Raw genomic sequence first — 13570 nt, 5'->3', positions numbered from 1 at the left:
CGATATTCTGGATCAGCTTCTAATAAAGCACGAGCGATTCCGTGGCGGATTGCACCAGCTTGACCAGTAAATCCTCCACCATCAACGTTTACTAAAACGTCATAAGTTCCTTCCGTTTCTGTAGCCTTAAGTGGCTGGTTAAGAATTAGAAGTTGTGTTTCATATGGGAAATAGTCTTTAGCGTCACGACCATTAATTGTTACATTACCAGTTCCTGGTACTAAACGTACGCGAGCAGTTGAACTTTTGCGGCGACCTGTGCCGTAGTATTGTACTTGTGCCAATTGATTAACCTCCTTTTAATTATCCACGAAGCTCGTAAACTTCTGGTTTTTGTGCTTGATGAGTGTGTTCAGAACCTCTGAATACGTGTAATTTTTTACCCATTTTACGACCTAAAGAACCTTTTGGAAGCATTCCTTTGATAGCAAGCTCTAACATTTGCTCTGGGTATTTCGTACGCATTTCGTCAGCATTACGTTCTTTTAATCCACCTGGATGTCCTGAATGACGGTAGTACATTTTGTCATTTAATGAGAATTCTGTTTGGGAAGATAGTGAAGATATGATTCTAAAACTTTGTGTTTTAAAATAGCACAATCATATATCGATGATTTTCCCGAAGATTATTAGGATATATGGCTGTTATTATCATCAATAGCAGCCTTATATCGGGATAATAAAAACTTCGGTATAATCCTTTGGATGACCGGAATAATTGTTGTATTATAATATTCCGCCATTTCTTGATAAGTTCAATTAATATTGGGTTCTGTTCGTGATGCTTTTACAACTCCGGTTTTTGATTATCTGGAACTACGATTCTTGTTACACCACCTTAAAATTGAAATGCGTGAATATGAGTTGTAATCCAATTTTCGCTTTCCATGGAAAGAATGGCTTCTACAGGCATATTGACTACAAGGTAAAGTTGAAACAAATACGTATGCAGGAATATCTTCACCGGTAATGTTGTCTTTTACAATCATAGTTTGACCAGCCTAGTCCACTTCTAATATTTCTCCAGGTTTCTTTTAAAACGCATGGTAGCTTTCGTCCGAGTGGCATACTCATTATAAAAACGATAAAATTGACGATAACTATAAGGGATTTCTTTATTCGATCTACAACTTAAACAGCATTCATCCCATAAAAGCGACAGAGTACTCTACTTTTAGCTATTCTTTGTGGATGTGTTCACAGTCTGGCTTTCTTCTAAAATTAGAAGTACCCCCTTTTCCGGAAATAATAGTTCTTGAAGATCACCATCTGACATGTCCTTATCAAATGGCCACGAAATGCTATGGGCATTCACTCTCTCAAGGACCTCACTGACGGTATTCCTGGAACTGGAACAACTTGATGCGATCCCCCGCTGACTAAATCCTTGGGCATGAACCCTAAGAATTTCACTATATTTAACCACTAAAAAACCTCCTATATAACAGATTGGCACATTCGTTGTGCATGCCTATTATTATAGGATAAAGCTCCGTTCATGTCATAGCTGGCTCAAAAATATGGCACAGGCGGTATTTTCTAATGTCTTTATTCATTATTTAGATTGAACTATTTTCACGGACAATAAAGCTCACGGATAAATTGAACCACTGTAAACGGTGGTAAAGCTAGACACTACGAAACCCATTGACTACAGCATCAATTCTTAGTGTTCGGTGGAAGGGGACGGGAAACCACCTTCGAACGATGGCAAAATCAAGGTCATTGGTGGATACCAAGTAAACAAAATGACTCTGGTTCTTATCGAACGATATATTCACAATATGCATTCTATTTAAGTAACTAGATTTTTTTATCATATTTTTCACAACCTAGGTATAAAGTTATACTTATTTTATTTATAAATAGTTCTTTATAATTATTTCACAATGAAAAAGAAGGATAATTTTTACTTTTGTGGAAATTAATCTATATAGCAAGAAGACATCCTAGTAATTCTGCAAATATATAATTGGAGGTGACTTTTTAACAATGTTAAACAGATTTATTAAATATAACTAAAAATTGGAGGTTATCAAATGAAGTTATCATTTTCAAAAAAGCGATTTAAAGTATTAATGCTAGGAATTATGTGCTTGACGTTACTTATAGCACCTTTGAATACATCTGCAGAAAATATTGATACTAATCAGGACTCTGAAAATATCCTACAATATGAAACACTTGAAGGTGGAGAGAAAAATCATTATTTACGAGCACTTGAAAAAAGTGATATATTTAAAAATAATGTAAGTAGTAAAAACTTAGATAAAAAATATGCTCTAGTAGCCGACCTAGGTGAGCATGATTATGCTGACGAAGATATAATAATGATTAATGCTGTAGTAAAGAATCCTCAAAATGATGAAATAGATGTGGTTTATGCATTTCTAAGTAAAGAAAGTAATGACGTATTAAAACTTTCTCACTTTAGTATAAATGATGAATTAACAACTTATAAAGATTATGATGAGTATGGTACGTTAATGATTCATAATGAATACAGTACAAATGACTTCAGCGAAGGAAATATTGATAATCCTTTATTTGAATATAATCATAATCCTGGTAATTCTATACAAGTTAGTGATTTTTGGGTTAAATTCGCATGTGGTTTTGGCGGACTTTATACTTGCACACTTGGTTGCTTAGCCTTTGCAGGCCTTGGACCAGGTGCCGTATCATTATGTGTAACCATGTGTGGTCTAGTATGGGGAGCAGCTTTATGTTAAATGATTAAATATATCTATCAATAAATTTTATATTTACCCTAGGTTGTAAGTTACACGAAACCTAGGGTTTTTAATTTTGGTTCCTTATCAAATTGTTTATTTTTATTAGAATTATTATTCTAAGCTTCAAATAACTTCATTGTAATCTTATTTTTTTTAAAATAAGTTTCACAAACAACCAAATAAGCAAAAGGATTATCCAATAGACAAACATATAGTACAAAGAAAACATTACAATCCCTTCACTAGACTTTATGGAAATCCAAAGAAACAACATTGAAGCTGGGGAAAGTAAATAAAGTATAACTTTAGGAATAACATTCACTGTTTTTATTTCATCAGGTTTCCAATGTTTTTTTATGGTAACAATAATTACAAATATTAATGTTAATAAACCACCAAAGATAATAAAAGCTAGATCCAGACTTTCTTTTAAAATAGGTAAAGCTAAAAATGATAACCCGAATAAGCCTATATTAATTATAGCAATTGAAGTTGTATTTTGAAAATGATCATTAGTTTTATAATTATCTTTTAGATATTCTTCTGATAATTCCTGTGGTGGTTTAAATTCGGTTAATACTTTATTTATAGCAGCTTCATTACTATAACCACTTTTTATTAGATCATTAATTTTTTCATTTAAATGTACTTCTATTTCTTCGAGTATGGATGCTCTTTCATTAGTTGGGAAGTCAACTAAACTTTTCTTTAAACTATTTATATATTCGTTGACGCTTGAGTAGGTCATTAATTTCCACCCTTTTCTAATGAATTAATGATATTAGCAGATGAATTAAAAATTTCAAGTCGTTTTTCGAGAGTTATCCATCCCTTATCTGTTAACTGATAGTACTTTCTACGTGGACCAGATTCTGGTTCATCCCAATACGAATATAACCATCTATTGCTTTCCAATCTTTTAAGTATTGGATATATTGAGCCTTCTGATATTTTTAGTTCAGGAATATCATTTAAAGTTTTTGTAATTTGATATCCATAAAGAGCTCTATGTTTAACGAACAGCATTATCGCTAATTCAATTATTCCTTTTCTTAACTGTAACTCCCATTTATCAATTCTCATTTCCTCCCCCCTTTTGCATATATTTTTATTGTACATCAAAAACACCTATATGTCAATGCTATATAGGTGTTTTTGATGTATACTTATGTTACTTTAAAATTCATATGACAATGAACAACCTTACGCACGTGTCAGATTATTTAAAACCTGCATTCCCGGAATGTATAACGAGAAACTTCTAAAAAACCTCTAAAAACACATGATAAAGCGGTTTTTATATTGACTTTAACCTCGTTGCAGATTATAACGTGTAACGAGGATTGTGGTAGTGGTGGGAATTATCTATCAAAAGAACAAAAAGTCAGGGATTACCTATGCTTATCATAATGAACCTTATTGGGATAAAGAGAAAAAACAATCAAGGGCGAAACGAACACTTATCGGGAAAGTCGATCCTGAAACTGATGATATTATACCCACAAGAGCTTATCAAAAGACACAGATGTTCCATCTGCACCATTGAAACCAGGTCCTATTCCCATAACCAAGATGCAGAGAAGTTTTTATGGAGCGACTTATTTATTTGATCAGATTGGAGATATAACAGGTATTATTGCGGATCTTAAAGCCTGTTTTCCAGACACCTATAAACAAATGTTATCTCTTGCTTATTATTTGATTCTGGAGGAAAATAATGCACTTAGTCGCTTTTCTCATTGGCAGAAGTTACATATCCATCCGTTTGGTCAAGATATTCCATCGCAACGAAGCAGTGAACTGTTTCAGTCGATGGATGAAGAAGGGAGAATGGCATTCTTTCAAAAACAAGGAAAACGTCGTATCGAATTAGAGTATTGGGCATTTGATATTACTTCTATTTCTAGTTATTCCGAGACATTGAAACAAGTGAAAAAAGGTCGAATAAAGAAGACGATCGGTTGCCACAACTAAATCTCGCCCTGCTTTTTGGTGAACAATTAGGACTACCCTTTTATTACCGTAAACTTCCAGAGAACGTGACAGATGTGAATACAGTCAAGCAACCGATGGCAGAATTTGATGTCATGGGCTATAAGAAGGTTAATGTCATTTTAGGTCGAGGCTTTTATAGTAGAGATAACATTAATGCTCTTTATAAGCATCATCAGAAATTCATCATTGGGGTAAAATTAGGGCTTAACTATGTAAAGGAAGTGCTAGAGGTAGAACGAGAAAACCTTCAAGTCTGGTCCACTTTTGAAACACAATTCGGTACATATTGGATATGCAAGAAAATAGTATGGGATTATGAACAGAATCGACCCTACAAAGGAGATATTTTAAAAGAGAAGAGACGTGCGTATCTTTTATTGTTTTACAACCCAGAAAAAGCAGCCAAAGACCAAGCGGACATGAATGATTATTTGACAAGCCTACATCATGATATACTGGAAAATACACCGAAAGAGTATCGCAGAAGGATTATGACAAATACTTTGAAGTGACGGAAACTCCAAAGCGTAGTAGGAAAGTCAAACCGAAAGAAGAAGCAATGCGGGAAGCCGCCAAAAATTATGGATATTTTGCATTGATGTCCAATGAGGTCAAAGATCCGTTTGAAGCATTGTCGTTATATCGCAGTAAAGATATCGCGGAAAAAGGATTTGGCAATCTCAAAGAACGTCTTAACTTTAGACGATTACATGTTTCTTCCGAATTATCACTTAACGGCAAGCTTTTTATCGAATTTATTGCACTCATTTACTTATCTTATATCAAAAAGAAGAAGCAGGATGCTGGTTTATTTGAAAAATGGACGATCAAAGGATTACTCGATGAATTAGATATTATTGAGCTGTTGGAAACGCCAGAGCACAGTCGCGTATTAGGGGAGATGACTAAGAAACAAATAGAACTTTATGATGCGCTCGGAGTAATCCCTCGTTATAAATATCGGGAATCCAGGTTAAAAGAGAGGATAGCGGAGGATTTTTTAATGTATATTGAGAAGGAAACGTGGCCAAGTCTGGTCACAAGTCTTTTTCATAAAAAAAGACCCCCAACCAAATCGGTTGAGAGCCTTTAATAAATATTGATATATTAACGTTTTGAGAACTGAGGTGCACGACGAGCGCCTTTAAGACCGTATTTTTTACGTTCTTTCATACGAGCGTCACGAGTTAAGAATCCTTCGCGTTTTAGAGAAGCGCGATATTCTGGATCAGCTTCTAATAAAGCACGAGCGATTCCGTGGCGGATTGCACCAGCTTGACCAGTAAATCCTCCACCATCAACGTTTACTAAAACGTCATAAGTTCCTTCCGTTTCTGTAGCCTTAAGTGGCTGGTTAAGAATTAGAAGTTGTGTTTCATATGGGAAATAGTCTTTAGCGTCACGACCATTAATTGTTACATTACCAGTTCCTGGTACTAAACGTACGCGAGCAGTTGAACTTTTGCGGCGACCTGTGCCGTAGTATTGTACTTGTGCCAATTGATTAACCTCCTTTTAATTATCCACGAAGCTCGTAAACTTCTGGTTTTTGTGCTTGATGAGTGTGTTCAGAACCTCTGAATACGTGTAATTTTTTACCCATTTTACGACCTAAAGAACCTTTTGGAAGCATTCCTTTGATAGCAAGCTCTAACATTTGCTCTGGGTATTTCGTACGCATTTCGTCAGCATTACGTTCTTTTAATCCACCTGGATGTCCTGAATGACGGTAGTACATTTTGTCATTTAATTTGTTACCTGTTAATTCAATTTTATCAGCGTTAATGATGATTACATAATCACCTGTATCAGCGTGTGGAGTGTAAGTAGCTTTGTGCTTTCCACGAAGGATTGAAGCAACTTCACTAGATAAACGACCTAAGCGTTGTCCTTCAGCATCCACAACAAGCCATTTGCGTTCAATATTATTTTCATTTGCCATGAAAGTTGTGCGCATGATTGGTTTCCCTCCATTATTTTCAATTAATTCATTTTCAATTCGTTATATTCCTATATCTTCAACACAATTAGTTCCGGGGCTAATCGCGGTTTTAGAAATAAAATGCCATAGATCATAATATACCAAAACAGGGGTAAATGTCAAGGGAATCTCGTTTATTTTATCGAAAAACATCATGTTTGTGTTTTCATTGGCATACTATTATTTTTTCGACAAATAAGATAAGAATACTGTCGACATTTCCCGGGAAATGATTGTTTATTTTCTATGATTAACTAGGTTACTATCATTCATACTTCACTTGCCATAAATATAGCCCTTGAGACGGAACTGTTTCTCCTACCATTCTTCGATCTTTCTTCTCTAGTAGCTCTGGAATAGTTTCTGGATCTAGTTTTCCCTGCCCTACATCGAGCAGAGTTCCTACCATAATTCGTACCATATTATACAAAAATCCACTCCCTCGAAAAATAAACTCTATTTCTTTTCCATTCTGCTTACAGGATGCTTCAAATAAGTTTCGAACTTTACTTCCCATAACAGTTGCTTTAGCAGAAGAAAAAGTCGTAAAGTCATGTGTACCCTCAAAATAACTACAGGCTTTTTGCATTGCCTGTACATCTAATGGATAGGGGAATTGGTAGGCATAATTCCGCTTAAATACATCAAACTCTTTTTCATTCCAAATATAGTAGTGATATTCCTTTTCTACTACATCATATCTTGCATGAAATGTATTTGAAACCTCTTCAACCTCTTTTACATAAATATCATCGGGCAACAGTGTATTCAATGCTTTTCTCCAGTTATATGCCGATAAATCAAATTCCGTTTCAAAATGAATAGTCTGGCCGATAGCATGTACTCCTGTATCTGTTCTACCTGATGCATGTACGCGAATAGGTGTACCTTTATGGATCTTTTGTAAGGCATTTTCTATTTTCCCTTGAATCGTGCGTTTTTTAGGCTGGATTTGGTACCCCGAAAAATTAGTACCATCATAACTAATAATACATTTTATTTTCCTCATCTACATCCAGCCTTTCTATCGATCTAATATATTCTCGTTACAAACAAACCTATTACTACACAGCCAAATATTATAAAAACAATGAAATCGATGGATTCTATTTTTAATTGGCGCAGCTTTGTTCTTCCTTCTCCACCTTGGTAGCCCCTTGCTTCCATTGCCATCGCTAACTCTTCAGCCCGTTTAAAGGCACTAACAAAAAGCGGAACAAGTAATGGAACAACCGCTTTTATTCGCTCTTTAACAGGACCCGTTCTAAAATCGACTCCACGAGAAGCTTGCGCTTTAGATATTTTTTCTGTTTCCTGCATTAAGGTTGGAATAAAGCGTAATGAAATAGACATCATAAGTGCTAATTCGTGAACAGGAAACTTGATTTTCTTTAGCAGGTGAAGCATATCCTCTATTGCATCCGTTATTTCTATTGGTGTTGTCGTTAATGTTAATAGAGATGTAACTAATATTAATAAAAAGAATCGTAGCGATATTGCAATCCCTTGTATTATTCCTCCAGAATATATTTTGAAGGTAAATAATTCAAATACTACCGATCCTTCTTTGGTTACAAATATATGCAAGATAAATGTAAAAATAATTAAGAACCAGACAGGTGTTAATCCTTTTAATATATAGCGTAGCGGTATTCTAGTAATCAGTGTTGTAGCAATAGCGAACAATGTTAAAATTCCATAACTTAATACAGAATTAGCAAAAAAAACAAAGATAACAAAAAAGAATATAATCGTTATTTTTGTACGCGGATCTAATCGATGTACGATAGTATTTCCCGGCACATATTGACCAATAATTAGTGAATTATTCATGGGATCCAGCCTCCTTCATGGCATGCTGAATCTCATCTGCAAGCTGTTTAACGGATTGTCGCTTAAATGGAATGGGTAGACCAAACCGCTTTTCAAAAGCATACAGAAATTCAATCATTTCAGGTACATCTAACTGAACCTTATTTAAAGCCTCCTGTTGCGTCAAAACCTCTTCTGGCTTCCCTTCCATATACTTAGTCCCTTTGTTCAATATAATGACGTGATCTGCGTATTTAACAGCATCTTCCATGCTGTGTGTTACTAATACGGTCGTTAAATTTTCTTTTTGATGCAAATCATAAAACATTTCCATAATTTCTTTTTGACCTCGTGGATCTAGACCAGCTGTTGGCTCATCTAGCACAAGTATTTCTGGTTTTATAGCTAACACCCCAGCTATTGCAACCCTTCTCATCTGTCCCCCACTTAATTCAAAAGGGGACCGCTCTAGTAACTCTTCTGAAAGTCCCACAGCAGGTATAATTTCCTTTATTCGTTTTTCGATGTCACGCTTATAAACACCGAAATTTTCAGGTCCAAAAGCTATATCTTTTGCTACGGTTTCTTCAAACAACTGATGCTCTGGATATTGGAATACAACGCCTACACGGCTTCTTAGCTCTTTCATATTCTTCGGTTTGTCATCATTCGTTAAACGGAAATCTCCAATATGGACTTCACCATTACTCGGTCTAATTAAACCATTTAAATGTTGAATTAATGTGGATTTCCCTGAACCTGTATGACCAATAACCGCTACAAAGGATCCAGACGGAATATGAAATGATAAATTTTCTATTGCTTTATGAGCAAAGGGGGAGTTTTCTTGATAAATATAATCTACATTTTTGAATGTAATGTCCATAAGTCCTCCAACAGTTCTTCATGATTTAGTGGCTCATTGCTAATACGTAATCCGGATTTATTTAATTCATCTGCTAAGGTAGCAATAAAAGGAACATCTAATCCTATTTCACGTAGTCTATCCTTTTTAGCAAAAATCTCCCTTGGTTTTGCTTCATCCCAAATAACTCCCTCGTTCATTACGATTACTCGTTCAGCTTGTACAACTTCGCGAAGATCATGTGTAATCGTGATTAACGAAAGTTCATTTCGGTCCTGTACGTTAGAAACTGTGCTCATAATTTCTAGTCTTCCTTTTGGATCGAGCATCGCAGTTGCTTCATCCAAGATAAGTACTTGGGGTGAAATAGCTAGTACACTTGCAATGGCAACGCGTTGTTTTTGTCCACCTGATAAACGATGTGGCTCCGTTAATCGATAATCTTGCATTCCAACAGCAGTTAATGACTCATCAATACGTCGAATCATTTCATCTCTAGGGATACCTCGGTTTTCCATTCCAAATGCTACATCGTCCTGAACAGTTGTTCCAACAAACTGATTATCTGGATTTTGGAATACCATCCCTACTTCTTTACGAATATCCCAAATTGTGTCTTGATTAACAACCTGGCCATTAATATATATTTCGCCCTCTTGGGGAAATAGTAGTCCATTCATTAACTTAGCAATGGTAGATTTGCCGGAACCATTATGGCCTATTATGGCAACCCACTCATTTTTATATATGTCGAATGATACATCCTTCAAAACCCAAGGCTCTTCTTCTCCGTATCGAAATGATACATTTCTAAACTCTATTAACTTTTCTCGCAATGGTATTCCTCCTCTAATGCTCTACTAACCCTGAGTTTTATAATTATTATTTCACGTTTTTAATTGTACAACTATTTTTGTGCAATGTTAACTCATTCCGTTATCTAACCAATTCCTAATCATAATCCCATTATATCAATAACAACTAACTATCCCAAAAACGCATATAACAAAAAAAGGGCTGGGATTCACCTCGTGGAAGAGATTCAGTCCTGCCCTTAACGCATATGGTCTCATTAAACTAATTCAATGATTGCCATTTTCGCTCCGTCACCTTGACGCTCGCCAAGTTTAAGAACGCGTGTATAACCACCTTGTCTGTCTTCATAGCGTTTAGCAACATCATTGAAAAGCTTTTGAAGAACAGTATCTTCTTCATTAGCTTCTTTATTATATAAGAACGCTGCAGCTTGACGACGTGCGTGTAGATCACCACGTTTACCTAGCGTAATCATTTTTTCAACTACTGACTTCAATTCTTTCGCTTTTGCTTCTGTTGTTTCAATCCGTTCGTGAATAATTAAGTCAGATGCAAGGTTGCGAAGTAATGCCATACGTTGATCTGTTGTACGACCTAATTTTCTAGCCATGGACTATCCCTCCCTTTCTCGTGAATCTAAAGGTGTCTGTACCTATCAGTCATCTTTACGTAAGCCTAAGCCAAGATCCTCTAGTTTTACTTTAACTTCTTCTAGTGATTTACGGCCTAAATTACGTACTTTCATCATATCTTCTTCAGATTTATTTGAAAGCTCTTGAACTGTATTTATGCCAGCACGTTTCAAACAATTGTAAGATCTTACAGAAAGATCTAATTCTTCAATTGTCATTTCCATTACTTTTTCTTTTTGGTCTTCTTCTTTCTCAACCATAATTTCAACATTTTGCGCTTCGTCTGTTAAACCTACAAAAATATTCAGATGTTCCATATAGACTTTAGCACCTAAAGAAACTGCCTCTTCAGGACGAATACTTCCATCTGTCCAAACATCCAATGTTAATTTATCAAAGTTTGCGCTTTGTCCTACACGAGTATTCTCTACTTGGTACGTAACACGTGATACAGGTGTAAAGATCGAATCAACTGGAATGACGCCAATCGGTTGATCCTCTTGTTTATTTTCTTCAGCTGGACGATAGCCCCGACCACGTTCTGCGGTGATTTTCATATGCAAGTGACCTTTGCTATTTAATGTAGCAATAGGTAGATCCGGATTTAATACTTCTACATCACTATCATAAGTAAGATCTGCAGCCGTAACTTTTCCTTCTCCCTGCACATCAATTTCTAATGTTTTTGCTTCATCAGAATAAATTTTAAGAGCTAACTTTTTCAAGTTTAAAACGATGGTTGTAACATCCTCAACAACACCATCAATCGTTGAAAACTCATGTAATGCTCCATCAATTTGGACTGACGTAACAGCAGCACCTGGAAGTGAGGATAGTAGGATACGACGCAAGGAGTTTCCTAGAGTAGTACCATAACCACGCTCTAGCGGTTCTACCACAAATTTTCCAAACGTAGCATCTTCGCTAATCTCTACCGTTTCAATTTTTGGCTTTTCTATTTCGATCATTCCATAAAACCCTCCTTAAAAACGTCGAAACCCCGGTTAGACAATCTCGTCTAACCGAAATTCCTCAAATAGGCAGTTGGCGTTTCTGCGCTACCTAAAGTTATCGTACTCTTTTGTCTATGCGATGCTGTATACTGAGGATTTAATCGTACAGAGTACGATTAATTTAACCTCCTGAAATTTGTTAAAAACTTCTTTTTTATATACTTTTAGCCATCATAACCCATTATTGACAGGGTGACAAATTATATACGTTAAAAATTAAACACGACGACGTTTTGGTGGGCGGCAACCATTATGAGGTACTGGTGTTACATCTTTAATAGCTGTAACTTCTAATCCAGCAGCTTGTAGTGAACGAATAGCAGCTTCACGACCAGCTCCAGGACCTTTAACAGTAACTTCTAATGTTTTCATGCCATTATCAACTGCAGTTTTTGCAGCAGTTTCTGCTGCCATTTGTGCAGCAAAAGGTGTAGATTTACGAGAACCTTTAAAGCCTAATGCACCAGCAGAGCTCCAGCCAATTACGTTCCCTTGCACATCAGTAATCGTTACAATAGTGTTATTGAACGTAGAACGGATATGTGCAATACCTGTTTCAACATTCTTTTTCACACGACGTTTACGTGTATTTTGTTTACGTGCCATGAATTAGCTTACCTCCTTTATGTTATTTTTTCTTGTTTGCGATTGTACGACGTGGACCTTTACGTGTACGAGAGTTGTTCTTCGTTTTTTGTCCGCGAACTGGTAGGCCACGACGGTGACGAAGTCCTCTGTATGATCCAATTTCAATCAAACGCTTAATGTTAAGAGAAACTTCACGACGAAGGTCTCCTTCAATTGTATATGCCTCAGTAGCTTGACGAATCTTACCTAATTCATCCTCTGTAAGATCGCGCACACGAGTATCTTCTGAAACGCCTGCTTCTTTAAGGATATTTTGTGCAGTGTTTTTTCCGATTCCATAAATATAAGTTAATGAAATTACTACACGTTTATCACGTGGAATATCAATACCTGCAATACGTGCCATAAGCTTAGATGCACCTCCTTATTATTTAGCCTTGTTTTTGCTTGTGTTTAGGGTTTTCGCAAATCACCATTACTTTGCCTTTGCGTTTAATAACTTTGCATTTTTCACAAATTGGTTTTACAGATGCTCTTACTTTCATCATCTTTACCTCCTTTTATATCGGAGCTCGCTTATTTATAACGGTACGTAATTCGTCCTCGTGTTAAGTCATACGGAGAGAGTTCTACCGTTACTTTATCACCTGGTAAGATACGGATGAAATGCATTCTAATCTTTCCAGATACATGTGCTAAGACCGTATGGCCGTTTTCAAGCTCTACATTAAACATTGCATTTGGCAATGTTTCCGTTACGGTTCCTTCCACTTCAATTACATCGTCTTTCGCCATCGTGTTGATCTCCCTTCTTCAAATCAGTCACAATCTCACCTACAAATTTTGTTAAGGCAAATCGTAATTTCCCATTTGTGACACGACCAGTTTCTAGAAGGCTGTTTTGGACTTCCGGAGAGGTATAATCCATAACTTCAATATGATGTATATTCTTTTTCTTTGGCCGATCATATTTACGTTTTTCCCCATCTGCTAGCAAGACATACCGATCGTCTATCACTTGGATGACGACCATATATTGTCCCGCCTCACGCCCTTGCATAATACGAACAACTTGACCTATTCGTGGAATCGAATCATCTTCGCTCAACAACGATCACCTTCACTTAGGTATA

At 36.1% G+C, this 13570-nt stretch carries 17 protein-coding genes and 2 pseudogenes; 2 read left to right on the top strand and 17 right to left on the bottom strand.

What is annotated here, in order from left to right; translation table 11 throughout:
* Together rpsI (GMD78_RS19415) and rplM (GMD78_RS19410) are read right to left on the bottom strand one after the other, a co-directional pair.
* Nucleotides 1-284, bottom strand: a 284-nt coding sequence (gene rpsI, locus GMD78_RS19415) for a 30S ribosomal protein S9 (RefSeq protein ID WP_155671359.1), incomplete at its 3' end; no start/stop codon positions are given.
* Nucleotides 285-303: 19 nt separating this feature from the next.
* Nucleotides 304-534, bottom strand: a pseudogene (gene rplM, locus GMD78_RS19410) (50S ribosomal protein L13); the annotation flags it as partial.
* Nucleotides 535-2039: 1505 nt separating this feature from the next.
* Between rplM (GMD78_RS19410) and GMD78_RS19405 the strand changes: the two are divergent.
* Nucleotides 2040-2732 carry a hypothetical protein gene (locus GMD78_RS19405; RefSeq protein WP_155671357.1) on the top strand — a complete coding sequence of 231 codons (693 nt, stop codon included), beginning with the start codon at nucleotides 2040-2042 and terminating at the stop codon, nucleotides 2730-2732.
* A gap of 136 nt (nucleotides 2733-2868) precedes the next feature.
* Here GMD78_RS19405 and GMD78_RS19400 read toward each other — a convergent pair whose 3' ends face one another.
* Both GMD78_RS19400 and GMD78_RS19395 read right to left on the bottom strand, forming a co-directional pair.
* Entirely contained in the window at nucleotides 2869-3483 is a 615-nt protein-coding gene (locus GMD78_RS19400; protein WP_155671355.1) for a permease prefix domain 1-containing protein, read from the bottom strand.
* Complete coding sequence (locus GMD78_RS19395; protein ID WP_155671353.1) at nucleotides 3483-3818, bottom strand: PadR family transcriptional regulator; 336 nt, start codon at nucleotides 3816-3818, stop codon at nucleotides 3483-3485. The genes GMD78_RS19400 and GMD78_RS19395 overlap by 1 nt, the downstream gene beginning before the upstream one ends.
* Before the next feature lie 271 nt (nucleotides 3819-4089).
* On the opposite strand from GMD78_RS19395, the pseudogene GMD78_RS21995 reads away from it, so the two are divergent.
* A pseudogene (locus tag GMD78_RS21995) lies at nucleotides 4090-5679 on the top strand (IS1634 family transposase); the annotation flags it as partial.
* 158 nt (nucleotides 5680-5837) lie between these two features.
* On the opposite strand, the gene rpsI (GMD78_RS19385) reads toward GMD78_RS21995, so the two are convergent.
* The 13 genes from rpsI (GMD78_RS19385) to GMD78_RS19325 all read right to left on the bottom strand — a co-directional run bounded on the left by rpsI (GMD78_RS19385) (nucleotide 5838) and on the right by GMD78_RS19325 (nucleotide 13545).
* Complete coding sequence (gene rpsI, locus GMD78_RS19385; RefSeq protein ID WP_155671351.1) at nucleotides 5838-6230, bottom strand: 30S ribosomal protein S9; 393 nt, start codon at nucleotides 6228-6230, stop codon at nucleotides 5838-5840.
* A gap of 19 nt (nucleotides 6231-6249) precedes the next feature.
* Nucleotides 6250-6687, bottom strand: coding sequence for a 50S ribosomal protein L13 (gene rplM, locus GMD78_RS19380; protein WP_155671349.1), 438 nt, complete (start codon nucleotides 6685-6687; stop codon nucleotides 6250-6252).
* Between the two features lie 289 nt (nucleotides 6688-6976).
* The gene (truA, locus tag GMD78_RS19375; RefSeq protein WP_155671347.1) at nucleotides 6977-7720 is read right to left on the bottom strand and encodes a tRNA pseudouridine(38-40) synthase TruA; all 744 of its coding nucleotides are present in this window, start codon (nucleotides 7718-7720) and stop codon (nucleotides 6977-6979) included.
* 23 nt (nucleotides 7721-7743) lie between these two features.
* Nucleotides 7744-8544 carry an energy-coupling factor transporter transmembrane component T family protein gene (locus GMD78_RS19370; RefSeq protein ID WP_155671345.1) on the bottom strand — a complete coding sequence of 267 codons (801 nt, stop codon included), beginning with the start codon at nucleotides 8542-8544 and terminating at the stop codon, nucleotides 7744-7746.
* Entirely contained in the window at nucleotides 8537-9409 is an 873-nt protein-coding gene (locus GMD78_RS19365; protein WP_155671343.1) for an energy-coupling factor ABC transporter ATP-binding protein, read from the bottom strand. The genes GMD78_RS19370 and GMD78_RS19365 overlap by 8 nt, the downstream gene beginning before the upstream one ends.
* Entirely contained in the window at nucleotides 9385-10224 is an 840-nt protein-coding gene (locus GMD78_RS19360) for an energy-coupling factor ABC transporter ATP-binding protein (protein WP_155671341.1), read from the bottom strand. The genes GMD78_RS19365 and GMD78_RS19360 overlap by 25 nt, the downstream gene beginning before the upstream one ends.
* 236 nt (nucleotides 10225-10460) lie before the next feature.
* Nucleotides 10461-10814: a 50S ribosomal protein L17 gene (gene rplQ, locus GMD78_RS19355; protein ID WP_155671339.1), complete on the bottom strand. Its 354-nt coding sequence runs from the start codon at nucleotides 10812-10814 to the stop codon at nucleotides 10461-10463.
* A 45-nt stretch (nucleotides 10815-10859) separates the two neighbouring features.
* The gene (locus tag GMD78_RS19350) at nucleotides 10860-11804 is read right to left on the bottom strand and encodes a DNA-directed RNA polymerase subunit alpha (RefSeq protein WP_155671337.1); all 945 of its coding nucleotides are present in this window, start codon (nucleotides 11802-11804) and stop codon (nucleotides 10860-10862) included.
* Nucleotides 11805-12065: 261 nt separating this feature from the next.
* Entirely contained in the window at nucleotides 12066-12455 is a 390-nt protein-coding gene (rpsK, locus tag GMD78_RS19345; RefSeq protein ID WP_155671335.1) for a 30S ribosomal protein S11, read from the bottom strand.
* A gap of 22 nt (nucleotides 12456-12477) precedes the next feature.
* On the bottom strand, nucleotides 12478-12843 hold the full coding sequence (gene rpsM, locus GMD78_RS19340; RefSeq protein WP_155671333.1) for a 30S ribosomal protein S13: 366 nt from the start codon (nucleotides 12841-12843) through the stop codon (nucleotides 12478-12480).
* Nucleotides 12844-12868: 25 nt separating this feature from the next.
* Nucleotides 12869-12982 (bottom strand): 50S ribosomal protein L36, encoded by a 114-nt coding sequence (rpmJ, locus tag GMD78_RS19335; protein ID WP_010095733.1) that lies wholly within the window; start codon nucleotides 12980-12982, stop codon nucleotides 12869-12871.
* Between the two features lie 31 nt (nucleotides 12983-13013).
* Nucleotides 13014-13232 (bottom strand): translation initiation factor IF-1, encoded by a 219-nt coding sequence (gene infA, locus GMD78_RS19330; protein WP_010095735.1) that lies wholly within the window; start codon nucleotides 13230-13232, stop codon nucleotides 13014-13016.
* On the bottom strand, nucleotides 13210-13545 hold the full coding sequence (locus GMD78_RS19325; RefSeq protein ID WP_155671331.1) for a KOW domain-containing RNA-binding protein: 336 nt from the start codon (nucleotides 13543-13545) through the stop codon (nucleotides 13210-13212). Before GMD78_RS19325 ends, infA begins: the two co-directional genes overlap by 23 nt.
* Between the last annotated feature and the right edge of the window lie 25 nt (nucleotides 13546-13570).

Source organism: Ornithinibacillus caprae (genome assembly GCF_009728145.1).
Lineage (GTDB): Bacteria > Bacillota > Bacilli > Bacillales > Amphibacillaceae > Ornithinibacillus > Ornithinibacillus caprae.
This window is presented reverse-complemented; position numbering and strand designations above follow the sequence as displayed.

Coding starts and splice junctions, on each gene's coding strand:
- GMD78_RS19405 (WP_155671357.1), top strand. CDS start 2,040: ATGAAGTTATCATTTTCAAAAAAGCGATTTAAAGTATTAATGCTAGGA.
- rplQ (WP_155671339.1), bottom strand. CDS start 10,814: ATGGCTAGAAAATTAGGTCGTACAACAGATCAACGTATGGCATTACTT.
- GMD78_RS19365 (WP_155671343.1), bottom strand. CDS start 9,409: ATGGACATTACATTCAAAAATGTAGATTATATTTATCAAGAAAACTCC.
- rpsK (WP_155671335.1), bottom strand. CDS start 12,455: ATGGCACGTAAACAAAATACACGTAAACGTCGTGTGAAAAAGAATGTT.
- rpsM (WP_155671333.1), bottom strand. CDS start 12,843: ATGGCACGTATTGCAGGTATTGATATTCCACGTGATAAACGTGTAGTA.
- infA (WP_010095735.1), bottom strand. CDS start 13,232: ATGGCGAAAGACGATGTAATTGAAGTGGAAGGAACCGTAACGGAAACA.
- rplM (WP_155671349.1), bottom strand. CDS start 6,687: ATGCGCACAACTTTCATGGCAAATGAAAATAATATTGAACGCAAATGG.
- rpmJ (WP_010095733.1), bottom strand. CDS start 12,982: ATGAAAGTAAGAGCATCTGTAAAACCAATTTGTGAAAAATGCAAAGTT.
- GMD78_RS19395 (WP_155671353.1), bottom strand. CDS start 3,818: ATGAGAATTGATAAATGGGAGTTACAGTTAAGAAAAGGAATAATTGAA.
- GMD78_RS19370 (WP_155671345.1), bottom strand. CDS start 8,544: ATGAATAATTCACTAATTATTGGTCAATATGTGCCGGGAAATACTATC.
- GMD78_RS19400 (WP_155671355.1), bottom strand. CDS start 3,483: ATGACCTACTCAAGCGTCAACGAATATATAAATAGTTTAAAGAAAAGT.
- truA (WP_155671347.1), bottom strand. CDS start 7,720: ATGAGGAAAATAAAATGTATTATTAGTTATGATGGTACTAATTTTTCG.
- GMD78_RS19350 (WP_155671337.1), bottom strand. CDS start 11,804: ATGATCGAAATAGAAAAGCCAAAAATTGAAACGGTAGAGATTAGCGAA.